20 protein-coding genes are annotated in these 22,905 nt (G+C 71.1%); 8 read left to right on the plus strand and 12 right to left on the minus strand.

What is annotated here, in order from left to right:
• Window positions 1-121 precede the first annotated feature (121 nt).
• The 4 genes from W5W_RS14655 to W5W_RS0105145 form a co-directional block, all read right to left on the minus strand.
• The gene (locus tag W5W_RS14655; RefSeq protein WP_017194614.1) at window positions 122-2,128 is read right to left on the minus strand and encodes an FtsX-like permease family protein; all 2,007 of its coding nucleotides are present in this window, start codon (window positions 2,126-2,128) and stop codon (window positions 122-124) included.
• Between the two features lie 114 nt (window positions 2,129-2,242).
• A complete protein-coding gene (locus W5W_RS16660; protein WP_017194615.1) occupies window positions 2,243-2,404 on the minus strand; it encodes a hypothetical protein in 162 nt (53 codons plus the stop codon).
• Window positions 2,401-3,198: an ABC transporter ATP-binding protein gene (locus tag W5W_RS0105140; RefSeq protein ID WP_017194616.1), complete on the minus strand. Its 798-nt coding sequence runs from the start codon at window positions 3,196-3,198 to the stop codon at window positions 2,401-2,403. Before W5W_RS0105140 ends, W5W_RS16660 begins: the two co-directional genes overlap by 4 nt.
• Window positions 3,195-3,719, minus strand: coding sequence for a PadR family transcriptional regulator (locus W5W_RS0105145; protein ID WP_017194617.1), 525 nt, complete (start codon window positions 3,717-3,719; stop codon window positions 3,195-3,197). Before W5W_RS0105145 ends, W5W_RS0105140 begins: the two co-directional genes overlap by 4 nt.
• A gap of 401 nt (window positions 3,720-4,120) precedes the next feature.
• Here W5W_RS0105145 and W5W_RS0105150 point away from each other — a divergent pair, with 401 nt between their 5' ends.
• Window positions 4,121-4,777, plus strand: coding sequence for a DedA family protein (locus tag W5W_RS0105150; RefSeq protein WP_017194618.1), 657 nt, complete (start codon window positions 4,121-4,123; stop codon window positions 4,775-4,777).
• A gap of 178 nt (window positions 4,778-4,955) precedes the next feature.
• Here the strand turns inward: W5W_RS0105150 and W5W_RS0105155 are convergent, their stop codons facing one another.
• The 6 genes from W5W_RS0105155 to W5W_RS0105180 all read right to left on the minus strand — a co-directional run bounded on the left by W5W_RS0105155 (window position 4,956) and on the right by W5W_RS0105180 (window position 11,170).
• On the minus strand, window positions 4,956-5,600 hold the full coding sequence (locus tag W5W_RS0105155) for a DUF4291 domain-containing protein (protein WP_017194619.1): 645 nt from the start codon (window positions 5,598-5,600) through the stop codon (window positions 4,956-4,958).
• 119 nt (window positions 5,601-5,719) lie between these two features.
• Window positions 5,720-7,192 carry a mannitol dehydrogenase family protein gene (locus W5W_RS0105160; protein WP_017194620.1) on the minus strand — a complete coding sequence of 491 codons (1,473 nt, stop codon included), beginning with the start codon at window positions 7,190-7,192 and terminating at the stop codon, window positions 5,720-5,722.
• Window positions 7,193-7,279: 87 nt separating this feature from the next.
• Complete coding sequence (locus tag W5W_RS16810) at window positions 7,280-7,837, minus strand: hypothetical protein (RefSeq protein WP_008732508.1); 558 nt, start codon at window positions 7,835-7,837, stop codon at window positions 7,280-7,282.
• Window positions 7,838-8,046: 209 nt separating this feature from the next.
• Window positions 8,047-8,694, minus strand: a complete 648-nt coding sequence (locus tag W5W_RS0105170; RefSeq protein ID WP_008732503.1) for a LutC/YkgG family protein — start codon at window positions 8,692-8,694, stop codon at window positions 8,047-8,049.
• Window positions 8,694-10,358, minus strand: a complete 1,665-nt coding sequence (locus tag W5W_RS0105175) for a LutB/LldF family L-lactate oxidation iron-sulfur protein (protein WP_008732499.1) — start codon at window positions 10,356-10,358, stop codon at window positions 8,694-8,696. The genes W5W_RS0105170 and W5W_RS0105175 overlap by 1 nt, the downstream gene beginning before the upstream one ends.
• On the minus strand, window positions 10,355-11,170 hold the full coding sequence (locus W5W_RS0105180; protein WP_008732498.1) for a (Fe-S)-binding protein: 816 nt from the start codon (window positions 11,168-11,170) through the stop codon (window positions 10,355-10,357). Before W5W_RS0105180 ends, W5W_RS0105175 begins: the two co-directional genes overlap by 4 nt.
• Before the next feature lie 336 nt (window positions 11,171-11,506).
• Here W5W_RS0105180 and W5W_RS0105185 point away from each other — a divergent pair, with 336 nt between their 5' ends.
• The gene (locus W5W_RS0105185; RefSeq protein ID WP_029574093.1) at window positions 11,507-12,841 is read left to right on the plus strand and encodes a DUF418 domain-containing protein; all 1,335 of its coding nucleotides are present in this window, start codon (window positions 11,507-11,509) and stop codon (window positions 12,839-12,841) included.
• Between the two features lie 794 nt (window positions 12,842-13,635).
• On the opposite strand, the gene W5W_RS0105190 is transcribed toward W5W_RS0105185, so the two are convergent.
• Complete coding sequence (locus W5W_RS0105190) at window positions 13,636-15,333, minus strand: L-lactate permease (RefSeq protein WP_050980374.1); 1,698 nt, start codon at window positions 15,331-15,333, stop codon at window positions 13,636-13,638.
• 245 nt (window positions 15,334-15,578) lie between these two features.
• Between W5W_RS0105190 and W5W_RS16345 the strand changes: the two genes are divergently transcribed.
• The 3 genes from W5W_RS16345 to W5W_RS0105205 are packed head-to-tail and all read left to right on the plus strand — an operon-like array spanning window position 15,579 to window position 17,791.
• Entirely contained in the window at window positions 15,579-15,743 is a 165-nt protein-coding gene (locus tag W5W_RS16345; protein ID WP_017194623.1) for a hypothetical protein, read from the plus strand.
• A gap of 3 nt (window positions 15,744-15,746) precedes the next feature.
• Window positions 15,747-17,519: an FAD-dependent oxidoreductase gene (locus W5W_RS0105200; protein WP_017194624.1), complete on the plus strand. Its 1,773-nt coding sequence runs from the start codon at window positions 15,747-15,749 to the stop codon at window positions 17,517-17,519.
• A 2-nt stretch (window positions 17,520-17,521) separates the two neighbouring features.
• Window positions 17,522-17,791, plus strand: a complete 270-nt coding sequence (locus W5W_RS0105205) for a metal-sensitive transcriptional regulator (RefSeq protein ID WP_034498334.1) — start codon at window positions 17,522-17,524, stop codon at window positions 17,789-17,791.
• Window positions 17,792-17,907: 116 nt separating this feature from the next.
• On the opposite strand, the gene W5W_RS0105210 is transcribed toward W5W_RS0105205, so the two are convergent.
• On the minus strand, window positions 17,908-18,522 hold the full coding sequence (locus W5W_RS0105210) for a hypothetical protein (RefSeq protein ID WP_017194626.1): 615 nt from the start codon (window positions 18,520-18,522) through the stop codon (window positions 17,908-17,910).
• A 75-nt stretch (window positions 18,523-18,597) separates the two neighbouring features.
• Between W5W_RS0105210 and W5W_RS0105215 the strand changes: the two genes are divergently transcribed.
• The 3 genes from W5W_RS0105215 (at window position 18,598) to W5W_RS0105225 (ending at window position 22,814) form a co-directional block, all read left to right on the plus strand.
• A complete protein-coding gene (locus W5W_RS0105215) occupies window positions 18,598-19,317 on the plus strand; it encodes an FHA domain-containing protein (RefSeq protein WP_029574094.1) in 720 nt (239 codons plus the stop codon).
• Between the two features lie 132 nt (window positions 19,318-19,449).
• Window positions 19,450-21,378: an FHA domain-containing protein gene (locus W5W_RS0105220; protein ID WP_017194627.1), complete on the plus strand. Its 1,929-nt coding sequence runs from the start codon at window positions 19,450-19,452 to the stop codon at window positions 21,376-21,378.
• The gene (locus W5W_RS0105225; protein WP_017194628.1) at window positions 21,375-22,814 is read left to right on the plus strand and encodes a serine/threonine-protein kinase; all 1,440 of its coding nucleotides are present in this window, start codon (window positions 21,375-21,377) and stop codon (window positions 22,812-22,814) included. The genes W5W_RS0105220 and W5W_RS0105225 overlap by 4 nt, the downstream gene beginning before the upstream one ends.
• Window positions 22,815-22,905: the final 91 nt, after the last annotated feature.

The following is a 22,905-nucleotide window of genomic DNA, read 5'->3' on the forward strand; positions in this document are numbered from 1 at the left end:
CAGGGACGAACGACCCAGGAAAAAGGCACGCCTCACCTCATGACCGTGTTGACGGGGCGGGTAGCGCCCGCCGCCCGCCGCCCGCCGTCAGCCGTGTCCGCCGCCCGCCGCGCTGACGGCACTACTCGAAGCGGACCGTGCCTCCCGCGCTTCCCGAGACCATCCGGCCCGCCGCTCTCGCGCTGGCCACGATCGCCAGTCCCGTCAGGGCCAGGCACGCCCCGACGACGGCGTAGTAGGAGCCCGTCGGCCAGCCGATCGAGCGCGAGGACGTGCCCGTGACCAGGATCCAGGCCGTATACACCGCCGCCCCGATGCCCAGGGCCAGCACGCCGGCCACCGGCAGAAGGGTCTCGTAGGCCACCGAGCGGCGCAGGACGTCGCGCGGCATGCCCACCAGGCGCAGCAGTGACAGCACCCGGCGCCGCGCCAGCAGGGAGGCGATGGTCGACACCGCCAGCGAGGCGGTGGACACGCCCGCCGCGATGAGGATGCCGATGTATCCCAGCGTCGCGAACTGGTTCTCCACGGCCGTGGCCATGACCGCGGTTCTGTCGTTGCGCGTGATCGGGTACATCGTCAGGTTCAGGCCGGAGGTCTCCATGAGGGTGCGCGCCCGCTCCAGTGCGCCCGCGCCGCCATCGGTGCCCGCGAGCAGCACCGTCGGCGCCGGCTCCTCCCCGGGCGCCTCGGCGGGCTGCGGATCGGCGGCGGCGTTGACCAGCCATCTGGAGGACACGCTCACCCAGCCCGTGTCCGACTGCGCATCGCCCGCCCCCAGGGCGCGGGCGTCCTCGACGGACAGCGTCAGCCGCATGCCGGCCCTGTTCTGCTCCTTGTCCCTCTCGGAGTCCTCGGAGCCCTCGGACTCTTCGGCACCCCCGCTCCCGCGCGGCGCCTCCATCCGCGCCAGGGCGACGGTCTCCACGCCCTCGACGTCGCCGAGCCGTCTCACCGCGGTCTCGAGGTCGGCCGGGGCAGCCGGATCGCTCGGGTCGCTCGGGTCGCTCGGCCCTGCGATGGTGTAGAGCGTCGTCGTCGGGAGATACCCGGCTCCCTGGGCGGGCACGGCGGTGCCGACCGCCGCCGTGATGGCGACCGCGAAGAGCGTGACGACGTAGACGGCGATGACGAGCCCGCCCACCGCCCGGAAGGCCGCCCGCGGGTGCTGCGCCAGCCGCCCCAGGCTGATGACCTGGGCCGCGCTGCGGGCGCCGCGCCGCGCCAGTCGTGCGCTCCAGGAGGTCAGGAGCGGCCCGGCCCACAGCAGCCCCAGCATGGTCAGGCAGAAGGAGCCCACGAGGAGGAGGCCGATGGTCGTGACCGAGACTTCGGAGCCTCGGGACACGACTCGCACCGCCGTGAGTCCGGCCAGGCCCGTCAGTAGCGGGAGCAGGGACCGGAGCCGGGGCGGGCGCTCACTGCGCTCGCGGGACGCCCCCAGCGGGCCGATGCCCGCCCGCCGGGTGCGCCACCAGGCCACGGCGGCGGCGCCGAGCGTCGTGCCCAGGACGCTGGCCGCGATGACCGCGGGGGAGGCGAGCAGATCGTGGGGGAAGAAGCGGGAGGAGTTGATCACGATGCGCGCCGCCGCCGGGATGAGTGCGAGGTAGGCGCCGACGCCGAGCAGCGCCCCCAGCAGGGTCGTGGCCGCCGTCTCCGCCGCGGCGATCCGGGCCACCTGCCCGGGCGTGGCCCCGATCAGGCGCAGGGTCGCGAAGCGCTCGGCGCGCTGGGCGGCGCCCAGGTCGGTGACGATGGCGATCAGGAGGAGCACCGGGACGAGGGTGGCGATCGCGCCGATGGCGGCGACGATCTGCCAGACCTGGGAGGCGTAGTCGTGGCCGACGAGCTCGGTGACGACCTGCGGCGGCGGCATGCCCGGGCCCTGCCGGCCCAGGACCTGGGACTGATCCGCCCCGATCACCGCCACCAGCGAGTCCGGGCCCTCGACGGCGTCATTGGACAGGGCGCCGACCTGCTCGCCGTAGCGCTCCCCGAGCTGGTCGGCGGGCGCGGAGTCGATGAGCTCGGCCAGCGCCGGCGAGGCCAGGTACTGGCCCGGCCGGGGCACGACGTCGGAGCCGGGGACGCGCACGCTCGTGTCGGGCGTGGCGGCCACGAGCATGATGGTGATGACCCGACCCTCGTAGTAGTCGGTGGTTGAGGCGATCGCCGCCGTGGCCGGGGTCAGGACCGTGTCCGGCTCCAGGTAGGTGGGGTTGGCCGAGACGGGCTGGTTCTAGGTGGAGCGCCGGCTGCGCTCGCCGAACGCCTGCGAGGCCGCCGCCAGCATGAGGAAGACGGTGATCCCGACCATGACCCCGGCGACGATGCCCAGCAGGCGGCGTCGCGACGAGCGATCGCCGGCGATGACGAGGCGGGCGAGTGGCAGGTCCTTCATCGCGCATCCTCCGCGATCCCGGTCCCGGCGCTCAGGCGCCCGTCGCGCACGACGACCTCGCGGTCGGCGTAGGCGGCGGTGCGCGGGTCGTGGGTGATGATGACCAGTGCGGCGTGCGCGGCCCGGGTGGCGCTGGTCAGGGCCTGCATGGTCTGCTCGGCGGCCAGGGAGTCCAGGGCGCCGGTGGGCTCGTCCGCGAAGAGGATCCGGGGGCGGGTCACCAGGGCGCGGGCGACGGCGACCCGCTGGGCCTGCCCGCCGGAGAGCTGGGTGGGGCGCTTGCCCTCGTGCCCGTCCAGGCCGAGGGCGGCCAGCTGCTCGCGGGCGCGCTCCAGGGCCTGCCTGCGCGGCGCCCTCGCCAGCAGCAGGGGGATGGTGACATTGTCCAGGGCGGACAGGTCCGGCAGGAGCTGGCCGAACTGGAAGACGAAGCCGAATTCGGCCAGTCGCAGCCGCGAGCGCTCGGCCTCGTCCATGGCGGCGACGTCGCGTCCGGCGTAGTCCACGCGTCCGGCGTCGGGGATCAGGACCCCGGCCATGACGTGCAGGAGCGTGGACTTGCCCGACCCGGACGGCCCGGTGACGGCCAGGACCTCCCCGGCGACGACGTCGAGGTCGATGCCGCGCAGGGCGCGGGTGGTGCCGAAGGCGAGCTCCAGGCCGCGGGCGCGCATAATGACGCGGGGCGGGGCGCCTGCGGGGTCTGCGGGGGGCGCGGGGGTCGCGAGGGCTGCTGGGGCTGCGGCTTCTTCGGCCGGGCTGCTGCTGAGGTCGGAGCCGGTCACGGTGCTCATGCGCGCACCTCCTCGCGCAGTTCGGACAGGCGGGCGGCCGTCAGGTCGATCCAGCGCAGGTCGGCCTCCAGGTGGAACAGGGCGTGGTCGGCGACCAGCACGGTGTGCAGGTCGCCGTCCTGCTTGAGGCGGGTGAGTTCGCGCATGCGCGCGGTGTGGGCGGTGCGCTGCAGGTCGAGGAGGTGCTCGGCGTCGTCGTCCAGGAGCAGGGCGATCACGGTCTTGGCGAACAGGTCCGCCTGGATCGAGTCGGAGGGGACCTCCGGGCGGCGGATCCATTCCTCGACGGCGGCGCGGCCGGTCTTGGTGATCTCGTAGCGCTTGCGGGCGGGGCCGGCCCCGGGCTCGGCGCCGACCTGGCTGATGAGGTTGTCGCGCAGGAGGCGGGCGAGGGAGGAGTAGACCTGGCCGAAGGCCAGCGGCTTGGTCTGGGCGAACCAGCGGTCCCAGCTGAGCTTGAGGTCGTAGCCGTACCCGGGACCGGAGCCCAGGAGGCCGAGAAGCGTAAGGCGAGTGTCCATACACAGAGTATACACATGGGGTATACGCGCGTGGTGTAGTGGGTTGAGATGAGGTCGAGGTGCGCTTGGGGCGCGTGAAGCACTGCGCGGCCGGGTGGCGAGCCCGTGCGGTGTCAGGACAGGCGGCGCTGGTGGCCCGATCTGCTGCGGCGCCAGGAGGCTCACGGCACTGGCCGGACCTGAGAGCGCGCAGTGCCAGGCCTGGTGCGGCGCTGGGCCAGCGTGCCCCGGTCCCGGGCTCGTCCTCATCCTCGGCGCGTGGTCTCAGGGCGGGTCGGCGCAGTCCCATGTCAGAGCAGTTCTATGCCGTTGTCTGCCGTCGTCACAGTCCCGGCACAGGGCGGTGCCGCAGGCTCGTCTCGGACGCCGCCGCACGGGCGGTGCGGACGCGAGGAGCGCATGTGGACATCATCAGCTGGATCGCCGGCCTCGCCGGCACCGTCTCCGACGCCGGGGCGCTGCTCGCGGCCCTGGGCCCCTGGGTGCTGGTCGGAATGGCCGTCATCGTCTTCATCGAGTCCGGCGTCCTGTTCCCCTTCCTGCCGGGGGACTCGCTGCTGGTGACGGCCGCCGTCCTCCACGGCTCGCTGGGCCTGGGCCTGTGGCAGATCGTGAGCGTATGCGTGGTGGCGGCGATCGCCGGTGATCAGGCCGGCTACTGGCTCGGCTCGCGCTTCGGGCGCCGACTGTTCAAGGACGACGCCCGGATCCTGCGCACCGATCGGCTGGAGGCGGCCGAGGCGTTCTTCACCCGTCACGGGCCGCTTGCCCTCGTACTGGGGCGCTTCGTGCCGGTGGTGCGCACCTACGTGCCCTTCGCTGCCGGGACGGCCCGGATGCCCTACCGCCGCTTCGTCACCTGGAATGTGCTCGGGGCGGTCGCGTGGGTCGGGCTCATGACGGCGGTAGGCGTGCTCCTGTCTGGGATTCCCGGGATTGCGGACTCCATTGAGGGCGTCATGCTCGTCGTCATCGCCGTCTCCATGCTGCCAGTCATCATTCCGGCTGCGCGGCGGTGGTGGTCAATGCGCCGCCGGCCGGCAGCCGGTCTTAGATGATTCGGGGTCGGCGCCGGTGGGCCGGGTGCTCAACGTCAACGGAGGTTCGTCGCATGAACGTACCTTTCTCGCATCCTACTGAGGGTAGATCTCAGTAGGATGCGAGAAAGGTACGTTGACGTTCGCCCGCGCGGGCGTAGGCCGGCCCGCGTGAGTGAGGGGTCGCCCGCCCCGGGAGTCACGGCGCCCCTGCTGGTGGTGCGGGGGCGGCGCCGATCCGTGCCACCAGAGCGTCGGGCAGCGGGTACGGGCGCTCCGGAGGAAGATCCGCTGCGGTCACCCTGGGCAAGGCGCGCAGGCGCGCGACCTCGTCGGTGATGTCCCGCAGGGCGAGGACCCAGTGGTCGACGTAGTCATCAACGGCGCCCGGGCCGATACCGACCTGCAGAGAGTGGTACGGCAGCGGGTTCAGCGAGGCGCTGCGCTCGGGGTCCCACTGGACGCGGACAGGACTGCTCGCCTTGAGGGCGGCCCACTGCTCGCGGTCGTTGTGGACTGCAGGGTCCATGTGGCTCAGGCACGAGAGGCTCAGGGCCTCCTCGAAGCCGGACCTCGACATGGTGACGGCGAGGACGCGCTCCTGGCCCGGTTTGGTCGCCCAGCCGCTGCGGTACATCATCCACAGGAAGGACGGTTTGACCCACGTCATCCGGCTGCGGCTGAAAGGCGCAACGAAGCGGCCGGCCGCGACGGCGGGCTCGGCGATGGCGGGACCGTAGGCCTGGTAGACGGTGATGGAGTGCGCGTCCCAGACCGCGCGCGCCTGCCGGTAGGGGACGGCGATCCGTGACCTGTCCACGGCGGCGGTATAGAGTCTCGTCATGGCCTCAGCGTAGACTCAGAGGTCCCGGAATCATGCGGATTCTTCTCCCCATTGATGTCGCGATGACGGTTTGAACCGCTCTAAACCGCCGCCGTGGACAGCCCTCCGTCAGCTCTCCATCAGCCCTCGGCCGCGAGCGCCCGCAGGCGCGCCCGCGCCCCCTGGGAGCGCAGCGCCGCCAGCTCCTCGAGGTAGGTGGCGGCGAAGCGCTCGTCGCGCGCCAGGTCCCCGAAGATCTCCTCGTTGGCGATGAAGGCGGTCTCCTCGCCGGCCTCCTGCCGCTCGGCCAGGGGCCGCAGGTCGTCGGCCACCGGGATCGGGTCGCCGTTCTCATCGGTGCCCGCGGCCCCCAGCGACCAGGCGGCGCACATGGCGGCACCCAGGCGGATCGGCCCGCCCGCGGCGAGGTTGTCGCGCACGGTGGGCAGGACGAACTTGGGCATGCCGCTGGGGCCGAACTGCGCCAGGCGCAGCAGGGTGTCGGCGATGGCGGCGTTGGTGAAGCGCTCGAAGAGCGTGTCCACGTAGGCCGCCAGGTCGATGCCGGGCACCGGCCGGAGCCGGGGCAGCGCCTCGCGCTCCAGGAAGGCCCGCACCCAGGCGGCGACGTCGGGGTCCCCGGCGGCCTCGTGCCCGTAGGCCATGCCGAGCAGGCGCCCCCAGTGCCCCAGGCCCTGGTGGGAGGCGTTGAGCAGGCGCAGTTTCATCAGCTCGTAGGGCACGACGTCCTCGACCATCTGCACCCCGACCCTCTCGAAGGCCGGCCGGCCGGCGGGGAAGTCGTCCTCGAGCACCCACTGGGTGAAGGGCTCGCACACCACCGGCCAGGCGTCCTGGATGCCCAGCCTGGAGCGGAGATCGGCGATGTCCTCCGGCGTGGTCTGCGGGGTGATCCGGTCCACCATGCAGTTGGGGAAGGCGACGTGCTCGTCGATCCAGATCGCCAGCTCCGGGTCGCTCATGGCGGCCTGGGAGACGACGGCGGTGCGCGCGATCTTGCCGTTGCCGGGCAGGTTGTCGCAGCTCATGACCGTGAAGGGGGCGGTACCGGCCTCGCGGCGTCGGCGCAGCGCCTCCACGATGTAGCCGAAGGCGGTGGTGGGCGCGTGCGGGTGGGCGGCGTCATGGACGGCGCTCGGGGTCTCGGTGCGGAAGGCGCCGGTGGCGTCGTCGATGTTGTATCCGCCCTCGGTCACCGTCAGGGAGACGATCCGCGTGGTGGGTGCGGCCATGAGGCTCAGGACGGCCTCGGGGTCGTCGGGGGCGAAGAGGAAGTCGTGGATCGAGCCGATGACGGTGGACTCGTGGCGGCCGTCGGGGTATTTGAGGGTCAGGGTGTAGGTGTGGTCCTGGGAGGCGAGTGCGTCGCGCATGCGGGTGTCGCCCGGCAGGAGCCCGACCCCGCAGATGCCCCAGTCCAGGCGGGTCTCATGCGGGCCGCCGGGTGCCGAGCCGTCCCGCATGAGGCGGTCGACGTACATGGCCTGGTGGGCGCGGTGGAATCCGCCGACGCCGATGTGGACGATTCCGGTCGTGATCGCCGGGCGGTCGTAGGAGGGGGCGAGGTCGCTGCGGTTGGGGGTGGCGGTCATGGCGGGTCTCCAGCTTCTCTCGGCGGGTATCGCGGGTATCGCGGATATCGATAGTGCGGATTGCGGGCGCCGGGCGGCTCGTGAACGTCAGCTGTGGGAGACCGTGGCCATGAGGATGACGAGGTTGCACTGCGCGGAGACGGCGACCTCATCGGTGTTGATCCAGTGATTAGTGGCCTCGAATTCCGCGTGCTCGACGTCGAGGAGTTTGTCGGCGTCCTCACGGGCGACGGTGTTGAAGGTGCAGTCCTTGGGGACGTACTGGTGGAGGTAGGGGTAGATGCCGGGAAGGGGCTTGGCCTCGCCGGCGGAGGCGTCGTCGAGGGCCTGGGCGGCGCTGGGCTCGACGACGGCTACGGCGTGAATCCAGTAGGGGCGATCCGGCTCGGGGAGGAGCTCGCGTTGACTGCGCACCCGACTCTGGGCGACGAAGTGCGCTTCGCTCGCGTGAAGGCCGGGCAGGCGCCGCGTGAGCCGTTCGGCGTCGGTCTGGATCTCCAGGTTCTTGTTCTCGTCCGCCAGGACTTGGGTGAACTCGGCGAAGCGGTCGTCATGGGGTGTTCTGTCGCCTAACAGCGACGAGCATCCGGTCAGGAGGACGGCGCATGCGAGGACGGCGGATATGCGCCGCGTGCGCGCCGTCATGACCGTCCTCCTGCCGTCGTCTTGCCTTTCGAGGATAGCCGGTCCTCCCGTCCACCGCGGCGGTTTAGAGCCTCAGCTCGGCTTCAGCGTAGGCTCAGGAGTCGCGGAATCATGCGGATTCTTCTCCCCATTGATGCCGCGATGGCGGTTTTGAACCGTTCTGAACCGCCGCCGTGGACAGCATGGACGGCAGCCCTGCCCCAGTCCGCTCAGTGGGCGATGACGACGCCGAGCCGGCGCGGTCCGTGGACTCCCTGAACGCGCACGAGCTCGATGTCCGCCGTCGCGCTCGGGCCCGCGATCCACGTCATGGGGCGGGCGGGGTGCTCGCCGAGCACGTCCACCGCCTGCGGCACGGTGGGCACGATCGACTCCCGCTCCAGGACGCACACGTGCTTGTCCGGCACCAGGGTGATCGCCCGGCGGCCCTGGTCGGGCTCGCCGTCGAGCACGATGGTGCCCGAGATGGAGATGCCCAGGCGCGAGCAGGTGACCACGGCGTCCACGTGATCCAGGTCGAGGGTCGCGATCGGCTGGTCGGGGGAGTCCTCGAGAACCTCGCGCCCGCGGCCGGCGGCACGCTTGTACGCCTCGGGCAGCCCCGCCGGCACGACGACGACCCGCGCCTCGCCCAGCAGGGCGTCGATCGCCTCGGCGACCCCGGCGTCGTCGGGCTCGGTGCGCACCACGGCGTCGTAGTCCTCGAGCTTGTCGACCATGTCCGCCACAACCGGCCCCGAGCCCGGGGCGTGCTCGCCGACGCGGATGTAGTCGCGCGGGACGGGGCGCGCCGGGCCGCGCTGGGAGCGGGCGATCGCGTCACGGGCCCGAGTCAGAATCGCAGTGCGCGCGTCCATCAGCGCTCCTCCTCGCGGCTTGGGCGGGCCGGGCCTGAGTGGGCCGGCCCTGAGTGGGGTGCCGTCGGGTGGGTGCGCGCCCACCACTCGCGGAAGTTCTCCGCCGGCGCCTCGGGCAGGTCGCGCGCCCCGGTCCACATGGAGGCCGGGAAGGGCAGGGCGCCGATCCTGCCGTCGCGGCCCACGAGCCGGGTCGCCTTGACGGCCTTCTCGGCCAGGCCCCACAGCCGTCCGCTGCTCATGGCCGGCTGGGTCGCGCTCATCGCCACGTCCCACATGTCCGGGAGCACCTTGCGCTTGACGTCCACGGTGCGGGCCCGCAGGTGGATGAGGATCGTCGGGATGTCGATGTCCACCGGGCAGGCCTCGCCGCAGGCCCCGCACAGCGAGGAGGCGAAGGGCAGCGTGTGCACCGGGTCGTCGTCGGCGAGCCCCTGGGTCAGCTGGGGCGTGATGATCGCGCCGATGGGGCCGGGGTAGACCGAGCCGTAGGCGTGCCCGCCCACGTGCTGGTAGACCGGGCAGATGTTCATGCAGGCCCCGCAGCGGATGCAGTGCAGGGCCTCGCGGCCGATCGGGTCGGCCAGCGTCTTGGTGCGCCCGTTGTCCATGAGGATGAGGTGGAACTCCTGCGGGCCGTCGCCCGGCGTCACCCCCGTCCACATGGAGGTGTAGGGGTTCATGCGCTCCCCGGTGGCGCTGCGCGGCAGCAGCTGGGAGAAGATCTCGATGTCCTGGAAGCGGGGGACGAGCTTCTCGATGCCCATGAGGGTGATGAGCGTGTCGGGCAGGGTCAGGCACATGCGGCCGTTGCCCTCGGACTCGAAGACCGAGACGGTGCCGGTCTCGGCTACGCCCATGTTGGTGCCCGAGACGGCCACCGAGGCGTGGAGGAACTTCTTGCGCAGGTGGGCGCGGGCGGCCCCGGCCAGCTCGACCGGGTCGTCGGACAGGTCCGCGGGGGCGTCGCCCATGCGATCCAGGAAGATGCCGCGCACCTCGGAGCGGTTGCGGTGGATGGCCGGGACGACGATGTGGGAGGGCATGTCGTCGGCGAGCTGGACGATCATCTCGGCCAGGTCGGTCTCGTGGGCGGTGATGCCCGCGGCCCGCAGGTGCTCGTTGAGGTTGGTCTCCTGGGTCGCCATCGACTTGATCTTGACGACGTCGTCGACGCCCTTGGCCCTGATGATCGAGGTCGCGATCCGGTTGGCCTCGGCGGCGTCGCGCGCCCAGTGGACGATGCCGCCGCGCGCCGTCACATTGGCCTCGAAGCGCTCCAGGAGCTCGGGCAGGTGACTCATGACCTCGTTCTTGACGGCGCTGGCCGCCTGACGCAGCTCCTCCCAGTCCGGCATCTCCTCCACACGCACGGCGCGCTTGTTCCGGATGGTGCGCGTGGCATGCCCCAGGTTGCGGCGCAACTGGGTGTTCTGAAGGGTCTGGTGGGCCGCGGCCGGGAAGGACTCGCCCCACCGCAGGGTGTTGTCGGGGATCTCGACGGTGGTGCGCCACCCGCCGGTGTGGGCTGAGTCGGCCGAGCCGACTGAGCCGACTGAGCCGACTGAGCCGGCCGAGCTGGCTGAGTCGGCCGTGGCGCCCGGCGTCGTCGGCGTGCTCGCGCGGCCCGGACCCGCCGGCATGCCCAGGAAGGTCAGACTCATCGGAGCGCCGCCTCCTTCTTCACGTCCCTCGCAGCGGGGGCGAAGGACACGTTGCCGTTGAAGGGCCGGTCCTTGGTCGAGGCGAGGATCTCCGCCAGGTGCATGATCCGCACCCCCGAGTTCAGGCGCGACAGGCCGCCGCCGACGTGCATGAGGCAGGAGTAGTCGCCCATGCACAGCACCTCGGCCCGGGTGGACATGACGTGGGAGACCTTGTCGGCGAGCATGGCCGTGGAGGTCTCATGGTTCTTCATGGAGAAGGTGCCGCCGAAGCCGCAGCACACCTCCGCATCGGGTAGAGGAGTCAGGTCGATGCCGTCGACGGCCTTCAGGAGCCGGTAGGGGCGGTCGCCGACCTTGGCGACGCGCAAGGAGTGGCAGGTCGGGTGATAGGTGACCCGATGCGGGAATGAGGCGCCGACGTCGGTCACCCCCAGGACGTCGATGAGCAGTTCGGAGAGCTCGTAGGTCTTGGCCGCCACCTCCTTGGAACGGCGCGCCAGCGCGGCGTCGTCCACGTGCTCGGCCACGAGAGCCTGCTCGTGGCGGGTCGCCCCGGCGCAGGATCCGGAGGGCACGACGACGGCGTCCCACTCGCCGTCGAGCACCGGCTCGAAGGTCCTGACATGGTTGCGGATGAGGGAGGCGGCTTGCGCGAAGTACCCGGTGTTGGCGTGCATCTGGCCGCAGCAGACCTGGTTCTCCGGGAAGACGACCTCGTGCCCGAGTCTCTCCAGGATGGTGACGGTCGCCTGCGGCGCCTGCGGGAACATCGAGTCTCCGATGCAGGTCGCGAAGAGTGCGATGCGCACGGAAAGGACCTTTCGTAGACGTCATTGGCTCAGGCGACACGGTAGGCGCGCTGGATCGAGCGCTGGCGCCCCGGGTTCGGTGCTCGTGGAACGACGGGTGTGAAAGGGCCGTATCGCTGGGGAAAGCGGGCGTGCTCGGCGGCGAGGTCCGGACGCGCGCGTGGTCATTGAGGCTTCCCGGGGGAGCCGGTTTGCGCAAGCACCGCCTGCGTTTTATGACGGGATGTCGTGAGCGCCGCGGTCGCGGTGCTGGTGGAATTCTCCTCCCCAGGGGGGAGAACGGCTCCGACCGTGCGGGGGAAGTCTCGGCGGCGGCCTCACTCGTAGCGTGCCTCCATGCATCTGACAACATCTTTTGTTCCTCGGGGTGTGCGCTACCCGGCCCCCGACGTGGCCCGCGGTTTTATGCTCCTGCTCATTGCGTTGGCCAATGTGTCCGTGTGGGCTGCGATGGCCCGGGGCGGTTCGTCCGGCTCGCCCGGCGGGGCTGGCGGGGCCGTGGACACGGTGTGGATCTGGGTCCGCACCCTGCTGGTCACCAGCCGGGGATACCCGTTGTTCGCCATGCTCTTCGGATTCGGGCTGACCGTCATGATCAACCGACGTGTTGCGAGCGGTACAAAGGCCTACCTGCAGACTCTGGGCGCAGCGGAAGCCGGGCGTGAGCCGACGCCTGCGGAGGAGACATGGGCCCGCGAGCAGGCCACTGTTGACGCTCGCCGCCTTGTGAGACGTCGCGGCCTGTGGATGATCCTGTTCGGTTTTGTCCACGGCATCTTCTTCTACGGCGACATTATTGGCACGTACGGGCTGGCGGCCGTGATCTTCGCGGGGTGGCTGGCGCGAAAGCACCGTAAGCGGGCCCTGGCGGTCTGCGTCCTCCTCACTCTGATCCTGATCTGGACGCAGCTGAACGCAGGGGGCAACGCGGCCATGATGGGGACGACGTACGCGGAGGCCGTCGCCCAGGAACAGGTGCATGCGGAGGGCCTGTCCGTCTTCTCCGTCTTCCTCCTCAACGTCCAGCGGTGGGCTGCCCAGTCGGTGACCATTCTGGGCATGGCCTCCACCATCGTGCCGGCGATGTTCATCGGTGCCCGCCTGGCGGATACCGATATCATGGCCGACCCCCGCAAGTACCGGGGCCCACTGGCCGCCGTCGCCGTCGGCGGGCTGGTCATCGGTGCCGCGAGCGCCGTCGGCGTGGCCCGCTGGATCGCCGGTGGGAGGCTCATGGTCTGGGACCTGGTCGTTGACGAGGTCTTCGGCCTGGCCGGGGCGTGCGGCTGGCTGGCGCTTCTGAGCCTGTATGCGGGCGGGCCGACGCCTGACGGGCGGCTGACCGGCCTGCGGGGGCTGGCCTCGAGCCTGGGACGTCGTTCCATGACGGGGTACCTGAGCCAGACGATCCTGTTCGGAACGGTCTTCGTGATCGTGCCGGGGCTGCTGGGAACCCGCCTGGTGGTGGGGGAGGCCGCCTCCGCGGGGATCGCCGTCGTGGTCTGGCTGGCCACCGTGGTCCTGTGCGCGGTCCTTGAGCGCGGTGGGCACGCTGGTCCCTTCGAGGCTCTGCTGCGCACGGCCGTGGCCCGCACCGAGCGCAGGCGCCGCCTGCCCGCACCGCCGGCTCCGCAGCCGGTCGGTCCTCCGACGGTCGCTGCGGGGTCCTGAGCGCAGCCGAGATCGGTCGCTCTCCGCGTCGAGATCGGTCGTACTCCGCGCCGAGATCGGTCGTACTCCGCATCGAGATCGGTCCGCTTCCGGCTCGAGATCGGTCCAGTTCCGGCTCGAGATCGGTCGTACTCCGCATCGAGATCGGTCCGCTTCCGGCTTGTGGCGTGTCAGGGCATCTGAGACAGGGTGCGTGTTTCGGGTGCGGTGGCCCCCGGTGGGCTGGTTCTCGAGGCTGGAGGTCGTGTGGTGAGTCGGGCTGGACAATCCCGAGCCGGCTCCGTCAATGTCCGCGCCTGCCGGGGCGGTCGATGTTGCACACTCGCGTGCACTCGGCGTCGGTGGGAACCGCGGAATCATGCGGAAAAGCACTATCAGTAGCGGTCATGGCCTTGCTCCCATGTGCGCAGTCCCCCTCACCGCACATGGGAGCCCGACCACTACACACCACGCTCACCGGAAAATCACGTCATTCCAACAAAAACCAGTTACCGCCCCGTCGAGGCTCCGGTCTCCCATGTGCATCACCGACGACAACCACACCCACCGAACACCGCCTCGGATGCTCGGCTGCAGAGAACAAGCGGCGACCTCCCCTCACCCGGTGAGGTACTCGCAAACACCGCCGCAGACGCACTGACACCCCTGTACTCCGCGCCGAGAGCGGTCCAAGGACCGATCTCGAGCCGGAATGCGACCGATCTCGGCGCGGAAGTGGACCGATCTCGAGCCGGAGTGCGACCGATCTCGGCGCGGAAGCGGACCGATCTCGACGGAGGGGGGTGCCGGGCGGCTCACCTGGGCGGGAAGTATCCGCCCAGCCATCCCTGCGCGGCGATGAAGACCAGCGCCCCCAGCAGCACGAGCAGACCCAGGGAGAACGGCGCGGCCTTCTTGAGGATCTCCGCGTCCTTCCCGGGCGCCTGGACCGCCGTGGTGACGACGGCGAGGTTCTGCGGCGAGACGATCTTGCCCAGGCCGCCGCCGATCGTGTTGGCCGCCAGGAGGATGCGCGGGTCGAGGTTCGCGGTCTGCGCGGCGGTGGCCTGCAGGTTGGCGAACAGGGCGCCGGCGCTCGTCGCCGAGCCCGCCACGGCCGTGCCGAGCCAGCCCAGGGACGGGGACAGGAAGGCGAAGACCGCTCCCGTCGTCGCCAGCGCGGCTCCCACGGCGCTGGTCTGGCCCGAGAAGTTCATGACATACGCCAGCGCCATCACGGAGGCGATCGTGATGATCGACATGCGCAGCGTGTAGATCGTCTCCGGCAGCGCCCGCAGCATGCGCCCGGCGCTCACCTGGAACCGGCCGCCCGACGAGCACCGGGCGTAGACGACCGTCACAATCGCAGCTGTGATGAAGATCCACGTACCCGGGTTGGACATGGTCTGCAGGGTGTACACGGCGCTGTTGGAGGGCTCGCCGCTGCTGGTGAGCAGCTCGCCGTGGACGCCGGGCCAGGGGATCTTGATATCGGTGCTGGCCAGTACCTTGGACAGGTCGATCCCGATCTTCCACAGCTTGGTGATGCCGATCATGACGATGACCAGCACATAGGGCAGCAGGGCCAGGACGATGCGCTCGGTGCTCGGCTTGTCGTCGTCGCTGGTCTCCGAGTGGAACTCCTCGGGAGTGGCCGACGGCGTCCACACCAGCAGGAAGAGGTAGGAGGCGGCGAAACCCACGAGGGCCGCCATGACACTGGTCAGCTCGTAGGACACGTACGGCGCGATGAAGTGGCCGCCTCCGGTGGCCAGCCCGGCGACCAGCGCCAGGGGCCACAGCTGGCGCACCGCGCGCATGCCGTCGAGGATCCCCAGCAGGAGGAAGGGCATGAGCACGCAGATGACCCAGGTGAAGTGGGTCATGAAGATCCCGATGACCGTGGGGTCCTCCCCGCCGCCGAGGTTCCCGGCGGTGGTCACGGGGATGGCCATGGCGCCGAAGCCCACGTAGATGGCGTTGCCGACGATCGTCATGAGCGCGGCCTTGATCTTCTCCACGCCGAGGGTCACGAGCATGGCGGCGGTGATCGCCACCGGCGCCCCGAAGCCCGCCAGGCCCTCCAGCAGACCGCAGAAGCAGAAGGAGACGATCAGCGCCTGGGCGCGCATATCCCCCTTGCCGATCGCATTGAACACGGCCCGCAGATCCGTCGAGCGCCCGGAGACCTCGGTGAGGTTGTAGAGCCACACGGCGGCGATGACGATGTAGATGATCGGGACGAATCCCATGGCCAGGCCCTGCGTCCCGGACAGGAATGTCATGCCCACCGGCATGTGGAAGCACACGACCGCCAGCACCATGGACAGTCCGAGCGCGATGATCGAGCACCAGTGCGTGGCGACCTTGAAGGCACCCATGAGGACGAAGAAGGCGATCAGGGGCGCGATGCCCACGATCGCCGTGAGGAACACATTTCCGCCCACCGCCGATGTCGACGGAGTGAAGTACGTCTGCGTGGCGCTGGCGAGCGGCAGGATGTCGAGGGGCATGAGGACTCCGAGATCGGGGGCGGAGGTGCGGTCCGTCGCGAAGGGTCGACGGCGCCGGCGCCGGGATGTGCCGATCGTGACGAGACAGACCCGATCATGCCACGTCCCCGCCGCCCGGCGCATGGTCTGCGGCGGGTCGAGCGCGCCGCCTTGACCGCATATACCCCCCGGGGTATATGCTGAGCGAGACAAGATACCCCCGGGGGTATACATGAGATGTGAGGAGAGATACCATGTGTCGACCCGTGACCTGCAAGACGTGCGGCAAGACGACGTGGGCCGGCTGCGGCCAGCACGTCGCACAGGTGAAGGCGGGTGTGCCGGCGGGGCAGTGGTGCACCTGCGAGCGCGACGCTCCCGCCCCCGTTTCCGTCGGCGGCCTGCTGGCGCGCCTGTTCGGGAAGCACTGAGCCATGGGACTCGCCGATTCCGCCGATTCCGCCGCTCCCGCTGCTTCTGCCGCTCCCGCCGCCCGCGCCGAGTCCGAGGCGCCGTCGCGCCGCATCGTCATTGTCGGGGGCGTCGCCGCCGGCATGAGCGCCGCCACCCGCCTGCGCCGCCTCGACGAGAGCGCCGCCATCACCGTGGTCGAGCGCGGTGAGCACGTCTCCTTCGCCAATTGCGGTCTGCCCTACTACGTCGGCGGCGTCATCGCCCGGCGCGAGGACCTCCTCCTGCAGACGCCCGCCTCGCTGGCCGCCCGCTTCGCCCTCGACGTGCGCGTGCGCACCGAGGCCACCGCCATCGATCGCGCGGCCCGCACCGTCCGCGTGCGCACCACCGGCCCCGACGGCGCCGTCACCGAGGAGGAGCTGCCCTACGACGCCCTGGTCCTGGCGCCGGGCGCCCGCCCCCTCCTCCCGCCGATCCCCGGTATGGAGCGGGCCCTGACACTGCGCGACGTCGCCGACGCCGACGCCCTGGCCCGCGCCGTCGCCACTGCCGGGCCCGACGGCGGCGCGGCTCGCAGCGCCGTCGTCCTGGGGGGCGGCTTCATCGGCGTGGAGACCGCCGAGAATCTTCACCGCCGCGGTCTGGACGTCACCCTCGTCGAGCTCGCCGACCACGTGCTGCCCCCGCTCGACCCCGAGATGGGCGCCCCCGTGGCGGCCCGCCTGCGCGAGGCCGGCATCCGGGTGCGCACCGGCGTCTCCATCGCCGAGCTGGGGCCGCGCGAGGCGGCCCTCACCGACGGGACCGCCGTGGCCGCCGATATCGTCGTCGCCGCTGTCGGAGTCCGCCCCGACACCGCCCTGGCCCGCGCCGCCGGATTGGAGGTCGATGAGCGCGGCGGCATCGTCGTGGGCCCCGACCAGCGCACCAGCGATCCCGCGATCTGGGCGGCCGGCGATGCCGCCGTCAAGACCGGCGCCATCGACGGGGCGCCGGCCCACATCGCCCTGGCCCAGACCGCCAACCGCCACGGCCGCGTCATCGCCGACTCGATCATGGGGCGGCGGGCCGCATCCGCGCCCGCCATCGGCACCGCCATTGTCGGCGTCCTCGGCCTCCAGGCCGCCATGACCGGCTGGAGCGAGACGCGCGCCCGCGCCGCCGGCCTCGACGTCGTCTGCGTCCACGTCCATCCCGCCGACCACGCCGCCTACTATCCGGGCGCCGGGACCATGAGCCTCAAGCTCGTGGCGGAGGCCGGCACCGGGAGGATCCTCGGCGCCCAGGGCGTGGGGCCCGCCGGCGTCGACAAGCGCATCGACGTGATCTCCACCGCCATCCGCGGCGGACTGCGGGCCCCCGACCTGGCCGATCTGGAGACCGCCTACGCTCCGCCCTTCGGCGCCGCCAAGGATCCGGTGGCCATGCTCGGCCTCGTCGCCGACAACGTTCTGAGCGGGCTGACCCCGACCCTCCAGTGGCATGAACTCGATGCCGCCCGCTCAGCCGGGGCGAGTCTGGTCGACGTGCGCAGCGCCGCCGAGTACGCGCGCGGTCACATCCCCGGGGCCATCAACATCCCGGTCGATCAGCTGCGCGGCCGCCTCGACGCGCTTCCCGACGGTCCCCTCGTCGTCTCCTGCCAGGTCGGCCTGCGCGGTCACATCGCCGCCCGCCTGCTCCTCCAGCACCGCCGTGAGGCGCGCAACCTCGACGGAGGCTACCGCACCTGGTCGGCGGTGCGCGGCGCCGGCACGGTCGGCCCGGAGCCGGGCGCGACGGGGGAGGTGTGAGCATGGCGGTCCACCTCGACCCCGATGAGCTGCGCCCGGTCGTCACCCGTCTCAAGCGGGCGCGCGGTCAGCTCGACGCCGTCATCCGCATGCTCGAGGACGGCCAGGACTGCGAGAGGACGGTCACCCAGATCGCCGCCGTCTCCAAGGCCGTCGACCGGGCCGGCTATGCCGTCATCGCCACGGGCATGCGCGCCTGCTTCGCGTCCGACCCCACCGGTGAAACCGTGGACGCCGCCCGCCTGGAGAAGATGTTCCTTACCCTCAGCTGAGCTGGACTGAACCGTGCTGAGCCGGGCCCGCCCCGGGGCGAGTCTCCCTGAGCCGGGTACGCTCCGGGCCGAGCCGGGCCCGCCCCGGGGCGAGTCCGTGCTGAGCCGGGCGCGGCTCAGGGCGATGGCGCGGTCTGCACGGGGCCGGGCGAGATGGGGCTGTGGTGGAGGTCGGCGGGGGCGACCTGGTCGGCCAGGGCGATGACCTCGTCGATCACCGGCTCGACCTGGCCCGGTGTGGTGCCCCACACACGCATGAGGACGTCCACGGGCACGGTCGGCAGGCCCGCCTTGCGCAGGACGACCACGGCGCTGGGGCGCGCGGTCGAGCCCATCGCGGTTCCCTCGGCGAGCGCCCAGAAGCCCGCGGTGGTGAGGTTGGGGCGCAGGCGGCGAGGCGCGCCGCCCGGCAGGTTCTCGTTGAGCAGCGCCAGCTGAGTGGCGTGACGGCCCTCTTTGGAGCTGTTGTCGTAGGCGATGACCAGGCTCAGGTCGACGGCGAAGACGCCCTGCGTGCCGCCGTCGCCCACGTGCAGGAGCCGAGCCAGCGGGGCCCGGCGCTCGATGCGCCTCAGGGTGACCAGGAGCTCCTCGAGCTTGGCGCGCCGCCGGGGATCCGCACCGGAGGCTCCCGACGTGCGCCGACGCGCCTCCGCGCGTTCCCAGCCCGGTGGGGGGAACTCGGGCACCACGATCCATGTCGAGGCGTTCGGGGTGACGGCGATCTGCATCCTGAAGACTCCTTGTGCATCACGTGCATGCGACGGTCAGCGCTCGTAGGACGCTGCCCATCTTATGCTGTGGCTGTGTCAGCAACAGTTCCCGTGCCCGCCTCCCCCGTGCAGCGTCTCCTGGCCGGTGGAATCGACATCCTGCTCGTGGTGGGGATCTCAGGCTTCCTGCCGATCTCCCTGCTGGGCAGGCTGACATGCGCGGGACTCGTCCTGCTCGTGTTCATCGTGGTTCAGTCCCTGACGGGCGTCGGCCCGGGCGGCGCCGTGATGGGCATGCGGTTGCACCGGGTCGCGCGTGGCGGCAACAGCCCCGGAGTGGCGGCCCTGGGGCGCGCCGGTCTCATCGCGGTGGCCGCCGTGGCGAGTCTGGGGGTCGTGCCCGTCGTCATGGTGGTGCGCGCGGACGCGACCGGCCTGCGGCGCACCTGGTACGACCGCATCTCGGGGACGATGCTGGTCTCCAGGCGCTCGCACACGATGTACACCCTGGTCCTCGACGGGCGCTCCGTCCTGGTGGACGCCCCGGTGCTCCTGGGGCGCGCTCCCGAGCGGAGCCCCGGGCGCGAGGGCGTGCGACTGGTATCCGTGCCGTCCGATGACACGACGGTCTCCAAGACGCACGCCCTGCTCGAGCCCACCGCGGAGGGGATTTCAGTCACCGATCTCGGATCGACCAACGGCACCTACCTGGTCGATTCTCAGGGCAGTCACGAATTGGCCCCCGGTCTGGCCGAGACAGTGCCCAGGGGTGGGGCTATATACTTCGGCGAAGCTGAGTGCCGTGTTCGGTGACGTGTACCGGCGGAGCCGGAAGCGCGCCCGAGCGGGCTCGGCAATTGCCACCCCTTCCCCGTTCCCACCATCCCCGCTATAGCTACCACCCCACCCGCGCCCCACCCGCTGGGTGAGTCCAAGGAGGAGACAGTGTCCGAACACGGAATCGCTCGCTGGAGTCGTTGGGCAGAGGGAACCTGGACGGCTGCCGTCGCCCCGCACGGCGTCCTCCTGCTCCCCCCGAAACTTTCTGAGGAATTCGTCACCGACCTGTGGGAGGAGCTGCGCTCCTCCCGGGGCAGCCTGACGGCGATCCTGGATCACCTGGTCATGGGGGCCGGGGGTCATCTGTCCGAGATCCCGGACTTCGCTCTGGTCGTGGCCGCATCCGACGGCGTGCGCATAGCCGCGCGCGGTCAGGTGGGCCTGGAGATCGACGGCGAGTCCGTGGAGGCCCACAGCGTGGCGACATGGCGAGAGATCTTCCTGCCCGGCTCTCCCAAGATCATCGTGCGGGCGCCCGAGCCGACGGGCCCCGTGCTGCGCCCGGTGGTGGACGCCGTCCTGACGGCCTCCGCCGTGTTCCCGGGGCAGATGCCGGATGCTCCCGACCCCGAGGAGCCTGCCGGCACTGCGCACGATGCGGGCGACGCCGATGACGCGGGCGACGCCGGCAGTGCGGACGACGCAGATGAGGCTGACAGTCCAGGCGGTGCCGGCAGTCCAGGCAGCGCTGACGGTGCCGGCAGTGCTGACACTGCAGGCGAGCTGCCGTCCAACGGTTCGTTATCCGGGTTATCCGAGCTATCGACGTCATCCGCATCCACGCCTCCTGACGCCGCGTCGCCTCCGACGGCCGGCAGCCCCGGTACCGCCGGCGCTGTCGCATCCGCTGCTCCGGCGGCCTTCTCGCCCGTCTCGCCGGCAGCGCCGTCTGCGGGCAGCCCCACCAGCACTCCTGACACCCCCAGCACCCCTGACACCCCCGACACGGCCGCCTCTCCCGCGGTCTTCTCGCCGGCCTCGCCGGCGGCCCCGTCTGCGGGCAGCCCCACCGACACTCCTGACACCCCCAGCATTCCCGACGCTGCCGTCGCCCCCGACACTGCCGCCGCCTCCCCGGCCGCTTACTCGCCCGCAGAGGGGACTGCGTCGGCGGACGGCTCGGAGGTGGTCGAACTCACCGAGGCCGAGGAGCTGCCGGCCGCTGCCAGGCCCTTCGGCATCGACGTCGACGACGTGCCGGTGGACGGCTCGCAGGTCGTCGAGCTCGCCGACGCCGATCGGCTTGAGCCCGCTGACGTCGATGATGTGATTCGTGCTACTTCTCCCGGTTCTGCGGGTTCTGCCGGCTTCCCCATCGGCTCGGCGGACGACGAGTTGTATCCCCTGGGCTCCGCAGAAGACGATCTCGACGAGGACTTCGATTCCGAGGACGACCAGGCCGGGGATCATGACGGCTGGACGCTGGCCTCCCTGCCCGACGACCTGGTTGACGAGCTCGGTCCCCTGGTGCCCGATCGGTCGGGCGCCTCCGCCTATGCCGACGAGCCCTCGACCGACACGCCCGTGTCCATCGCGGTGGCCATTCGGCAGCCCGAGATTCCGGCGGCGGGACGCCAGGCCCTGTCAGTGCTCTGCCCGGAGGGCCATGCCAACCCGACCAACTACGTGCGCTGCCGCGCCTGCGGCGCCGAGCTGTCGCAGCCCGCGCGCATGATCACCTGCCCGCCGCTGGGTCGCCTGCGCCTGTCCTCCGGGCAGGCCGTCACTCTCGACCGTCCGGTTCTCGTCGGCCGCCAGCCCTCCTCTGTCGATGTCTCCCAGCTGGAGGGCCAGTCGCCGACGCTGGTGACGGTGCCCAGTCCGGAGCAGCTCATCTCCCGCAACCACGTTCTCATCGAGCTCGACGAGTGGTCCGTGCTGGCGCGCAACTTCTCCGGGGGCAACGGCACTGTGCTCAATCGCGCCGGTGCATCCCCGCAGAAGCTGCCCTACTCCGAGCCCCTGGTGCTGCGCAACGGTGACGTCCTCGACCTCGGCGACGGCCAGTCGCTCGTGCTCGAGGACCTTCCGTGACAGGTTCCCCCCACGCCGCCCACCCTGAGATTCCCGGATACACCTATCTGCGCGAGCTCGGGGCGGGCGGCTACTCGCGCGTCTACCTCTATGAGCAGCACATGCCGCGCCGAGAGGTCGCGGTCAAGGTCATGGACACCGACGTCGCCGGGAGCTCGGCCTCCCGCTTCGAGTCCGAGGCCAACCTCATGGCGAAGGTCTCCTCGCACCCGGCGATCCTGTCCGTCTTCGGCGCGGGCGTGTCCGCCGACGGGCGTCCCTTCATCGTCATGGAGTACTGCCCCCCTCCGCAGCTGGGAATGCGGCTGAGGCAGAAGGTGATGGCGATCCCCGAGACGCTGGACACGGCCATCCGCATCGCCGGGGCCGTTGAGACGGCGCATCGTGCGGGCATCATTCACCGTGATATCAAGCCCGCGAACATCTTGTTCACCGTATACCGCCGCCCCGTCCTCGCCGACTTCGGCATCTCGGCCATGACCGGGCCGCGGGACACCCCCAATGAGCTGCGGGGCATGAGCGTGCCCTGGGCCCCGCCGGAACAGCTCGTCGGCTCGAGCAATGCCGAGCCCGCCACCGACGTCTACTCCCTGGCCGCCACCATCTACGCCATGCTCACCGGCCACAGCCCCTTCGAGACGCCGGGATCCTCCGAGGGCGTCTACGAACTGGCCCGACGCATTGTCAAGGACGCGGTGCCGCCGCTGGGGCGCCCCGATGTCCCGGCGTCGCTTGTGAGGGTGCTCACGGTTGCCCTGGCGAAGGAGCCGTCCGGCCGTTACCGCACGATGCTCTCCTTCGCGCGGGCGCTCCAGCAGATCCAGGGCGAGCTCGGACTGTCCACCACCGCCGTCGATCTCTACGACGATGGCGAGCAGGACAATCCCGATCGGACTCTGCTGGATGTCGATGACCCCGAGGCGACCCGTCTGGGCGTGTTCTCCCGTGTCGAAGAGCCCGTGGTCGTTCCGGCCGACCCGCAGCCGGCCGCCGTCGACTCGGAGGAGGCGGCCCGTCCCAGACCTCTCGCCCGGCTCCTCGCCGGTGCGGCCGTGGTGGTTCTCGTCGCCGTCGTTGCGGGCGCCCTTTACGCCTCGCACTTCGAGGATCCCCAGCCCTTGGCGACCTTCGCGACCCTGCCCCCGGGGCGCTCGGATCCGCTGGGGGGCACCGTGCCGGAACCGCGCAACCTCCAGGGGGCCGTCAGCGCGAACGGGCAGGTCGTCTTCACCTGGGATCCCCCCGAGGACGAGTGGAGCGGCGACTACCTCTACCGCAGCGACGTGGCGGGCCAGGAGAACGAGTCCCAGGAGCGGACGGACGGCACGAGCGCATCCCTGCCCGCCCAGGACGGGACGACGTGCATCGCGGTCTTCAGCAGACGGCAGGACGGCAGGACCTCCGAGGCTGCCCGCGCCTGCGTTCCCACGCCCTGATCAGCCGTTCCGGCACCGGTATCGCGGGGTATCCGGCAGACGGAGTGGACGGAGCGACCGGTGTGGCTGGAGCGGTCGCAGCGGCCGCAGC

This window comes from Actinomyces massiliensis 4401292, assembly GCF_000269805.1.
Classification (GTDB): domain Bacteria; phylum Actinomycetota; class Actinomycetes; order Actinomycetales; family Actinomycetaceae; genus Actinomyces; species Actinomyces massiliensis.

Bases quoted from the DNA above. Each gene is read 5' to 3' on its own strand.
- W5W_RS16660 (WP_017194615.1), bottom strand. From the start codon at position 2,404: ATGAAGGACCTGCCACTCGCCCGCCTCGTCATCGCCGGCGATCGCTCG.
- W5W_RS0105155 (WP_017194619.1), bottom strand. From the start codon at position 5,600: ATGACGAGACTCTATACCGCCGCCGTGGACAGGTCACGGATCGCCGTC.
- W5W_RS0105140 (WP_017194616.1), bottom strand. From the start codon at position 3,198: ATGAGCACCGTGACCGGCTCCGACCTCAGCAGCAGCCCGGCCGAAGAA.
- W5W_RS0105200 (WP_017194624.1), top strand. From the start codon at position 15,747: ATGGGACTCGCCGATTCCGCCGATTCCGCCGCTCCCGCTGCTTCTGCC.
- W5W_RS0105210 (WP_017194626.1), bottom strand. From the start codon at position 18,522: ATGCAGATCGCCGTCACCCCGAACGCCTCGACATGGATCGTGGTGCCC.
- W5W_RS0105205 (WP_034498334.1), top strand. From the start codon at position 17,522: ATGGCGGTCCACCTCGACCCCGATGAGCTGCGCCCGGTCGTCACCCGT.
- W5W_RS0105185 (WP_029574093.1), top strand. From the start codon at position 11,507: ATGCATCTGACAACATCTTTTGTTCCTCGGGGTGTGCGCTACCCGGCC.
- W5W_RS0105160 (WP_017194620.1), bottom strand. From the start codon at position 7,192: ATGACCGCCACCCCCAACCGCAGCGACCTCGCCCCCTCCTACGACCGC.
- W5W_RS0105175 (WP_008732499.1), bottom strand. From the start codon at position 10,358: ATGAGTCTGACCTTCCTGGGCATGCCGGCGGGTCCGGGCCGCGCGAGC.
- W5W_RS0105190 (WP_050980374.1), bottom strand. From the start codon at position 15,333: ATGCCCCTCGACATCCTGCCGCTCGCCAGCGCCACGCAGACGTACTTC.
- W5W_RS0105170 (WP_008732503.1), bottom strand. From the start codon at position 8,694: ATGGACGCGCGCACTGCGATTCTGACTCGGGCCCGTGACGCGATCGCC.
- W5W_RS0105145 (WP_017194617.1), bottom strand. From the start codon at position 3,719: ATGGACACTCGCCTTACGCTTCTCGGCCTCCTGGGCTCCGGTCCCGGG.
- W5W_RS16810 (WP_008732508.1), bottom strand. From the start codon at position 7,837: ATGACGGCGCGCACGCGGCGCATATCCGCCGTCCTCGCATGCGCCGTC.
- W5W_RS14655 (WP_017194614.1), bottom strand. From the start codon at position 2,128: ATGCTCGTGGCCGCCACGCCCGACACGAGCGTGCGCGTCCCCGGCTCC.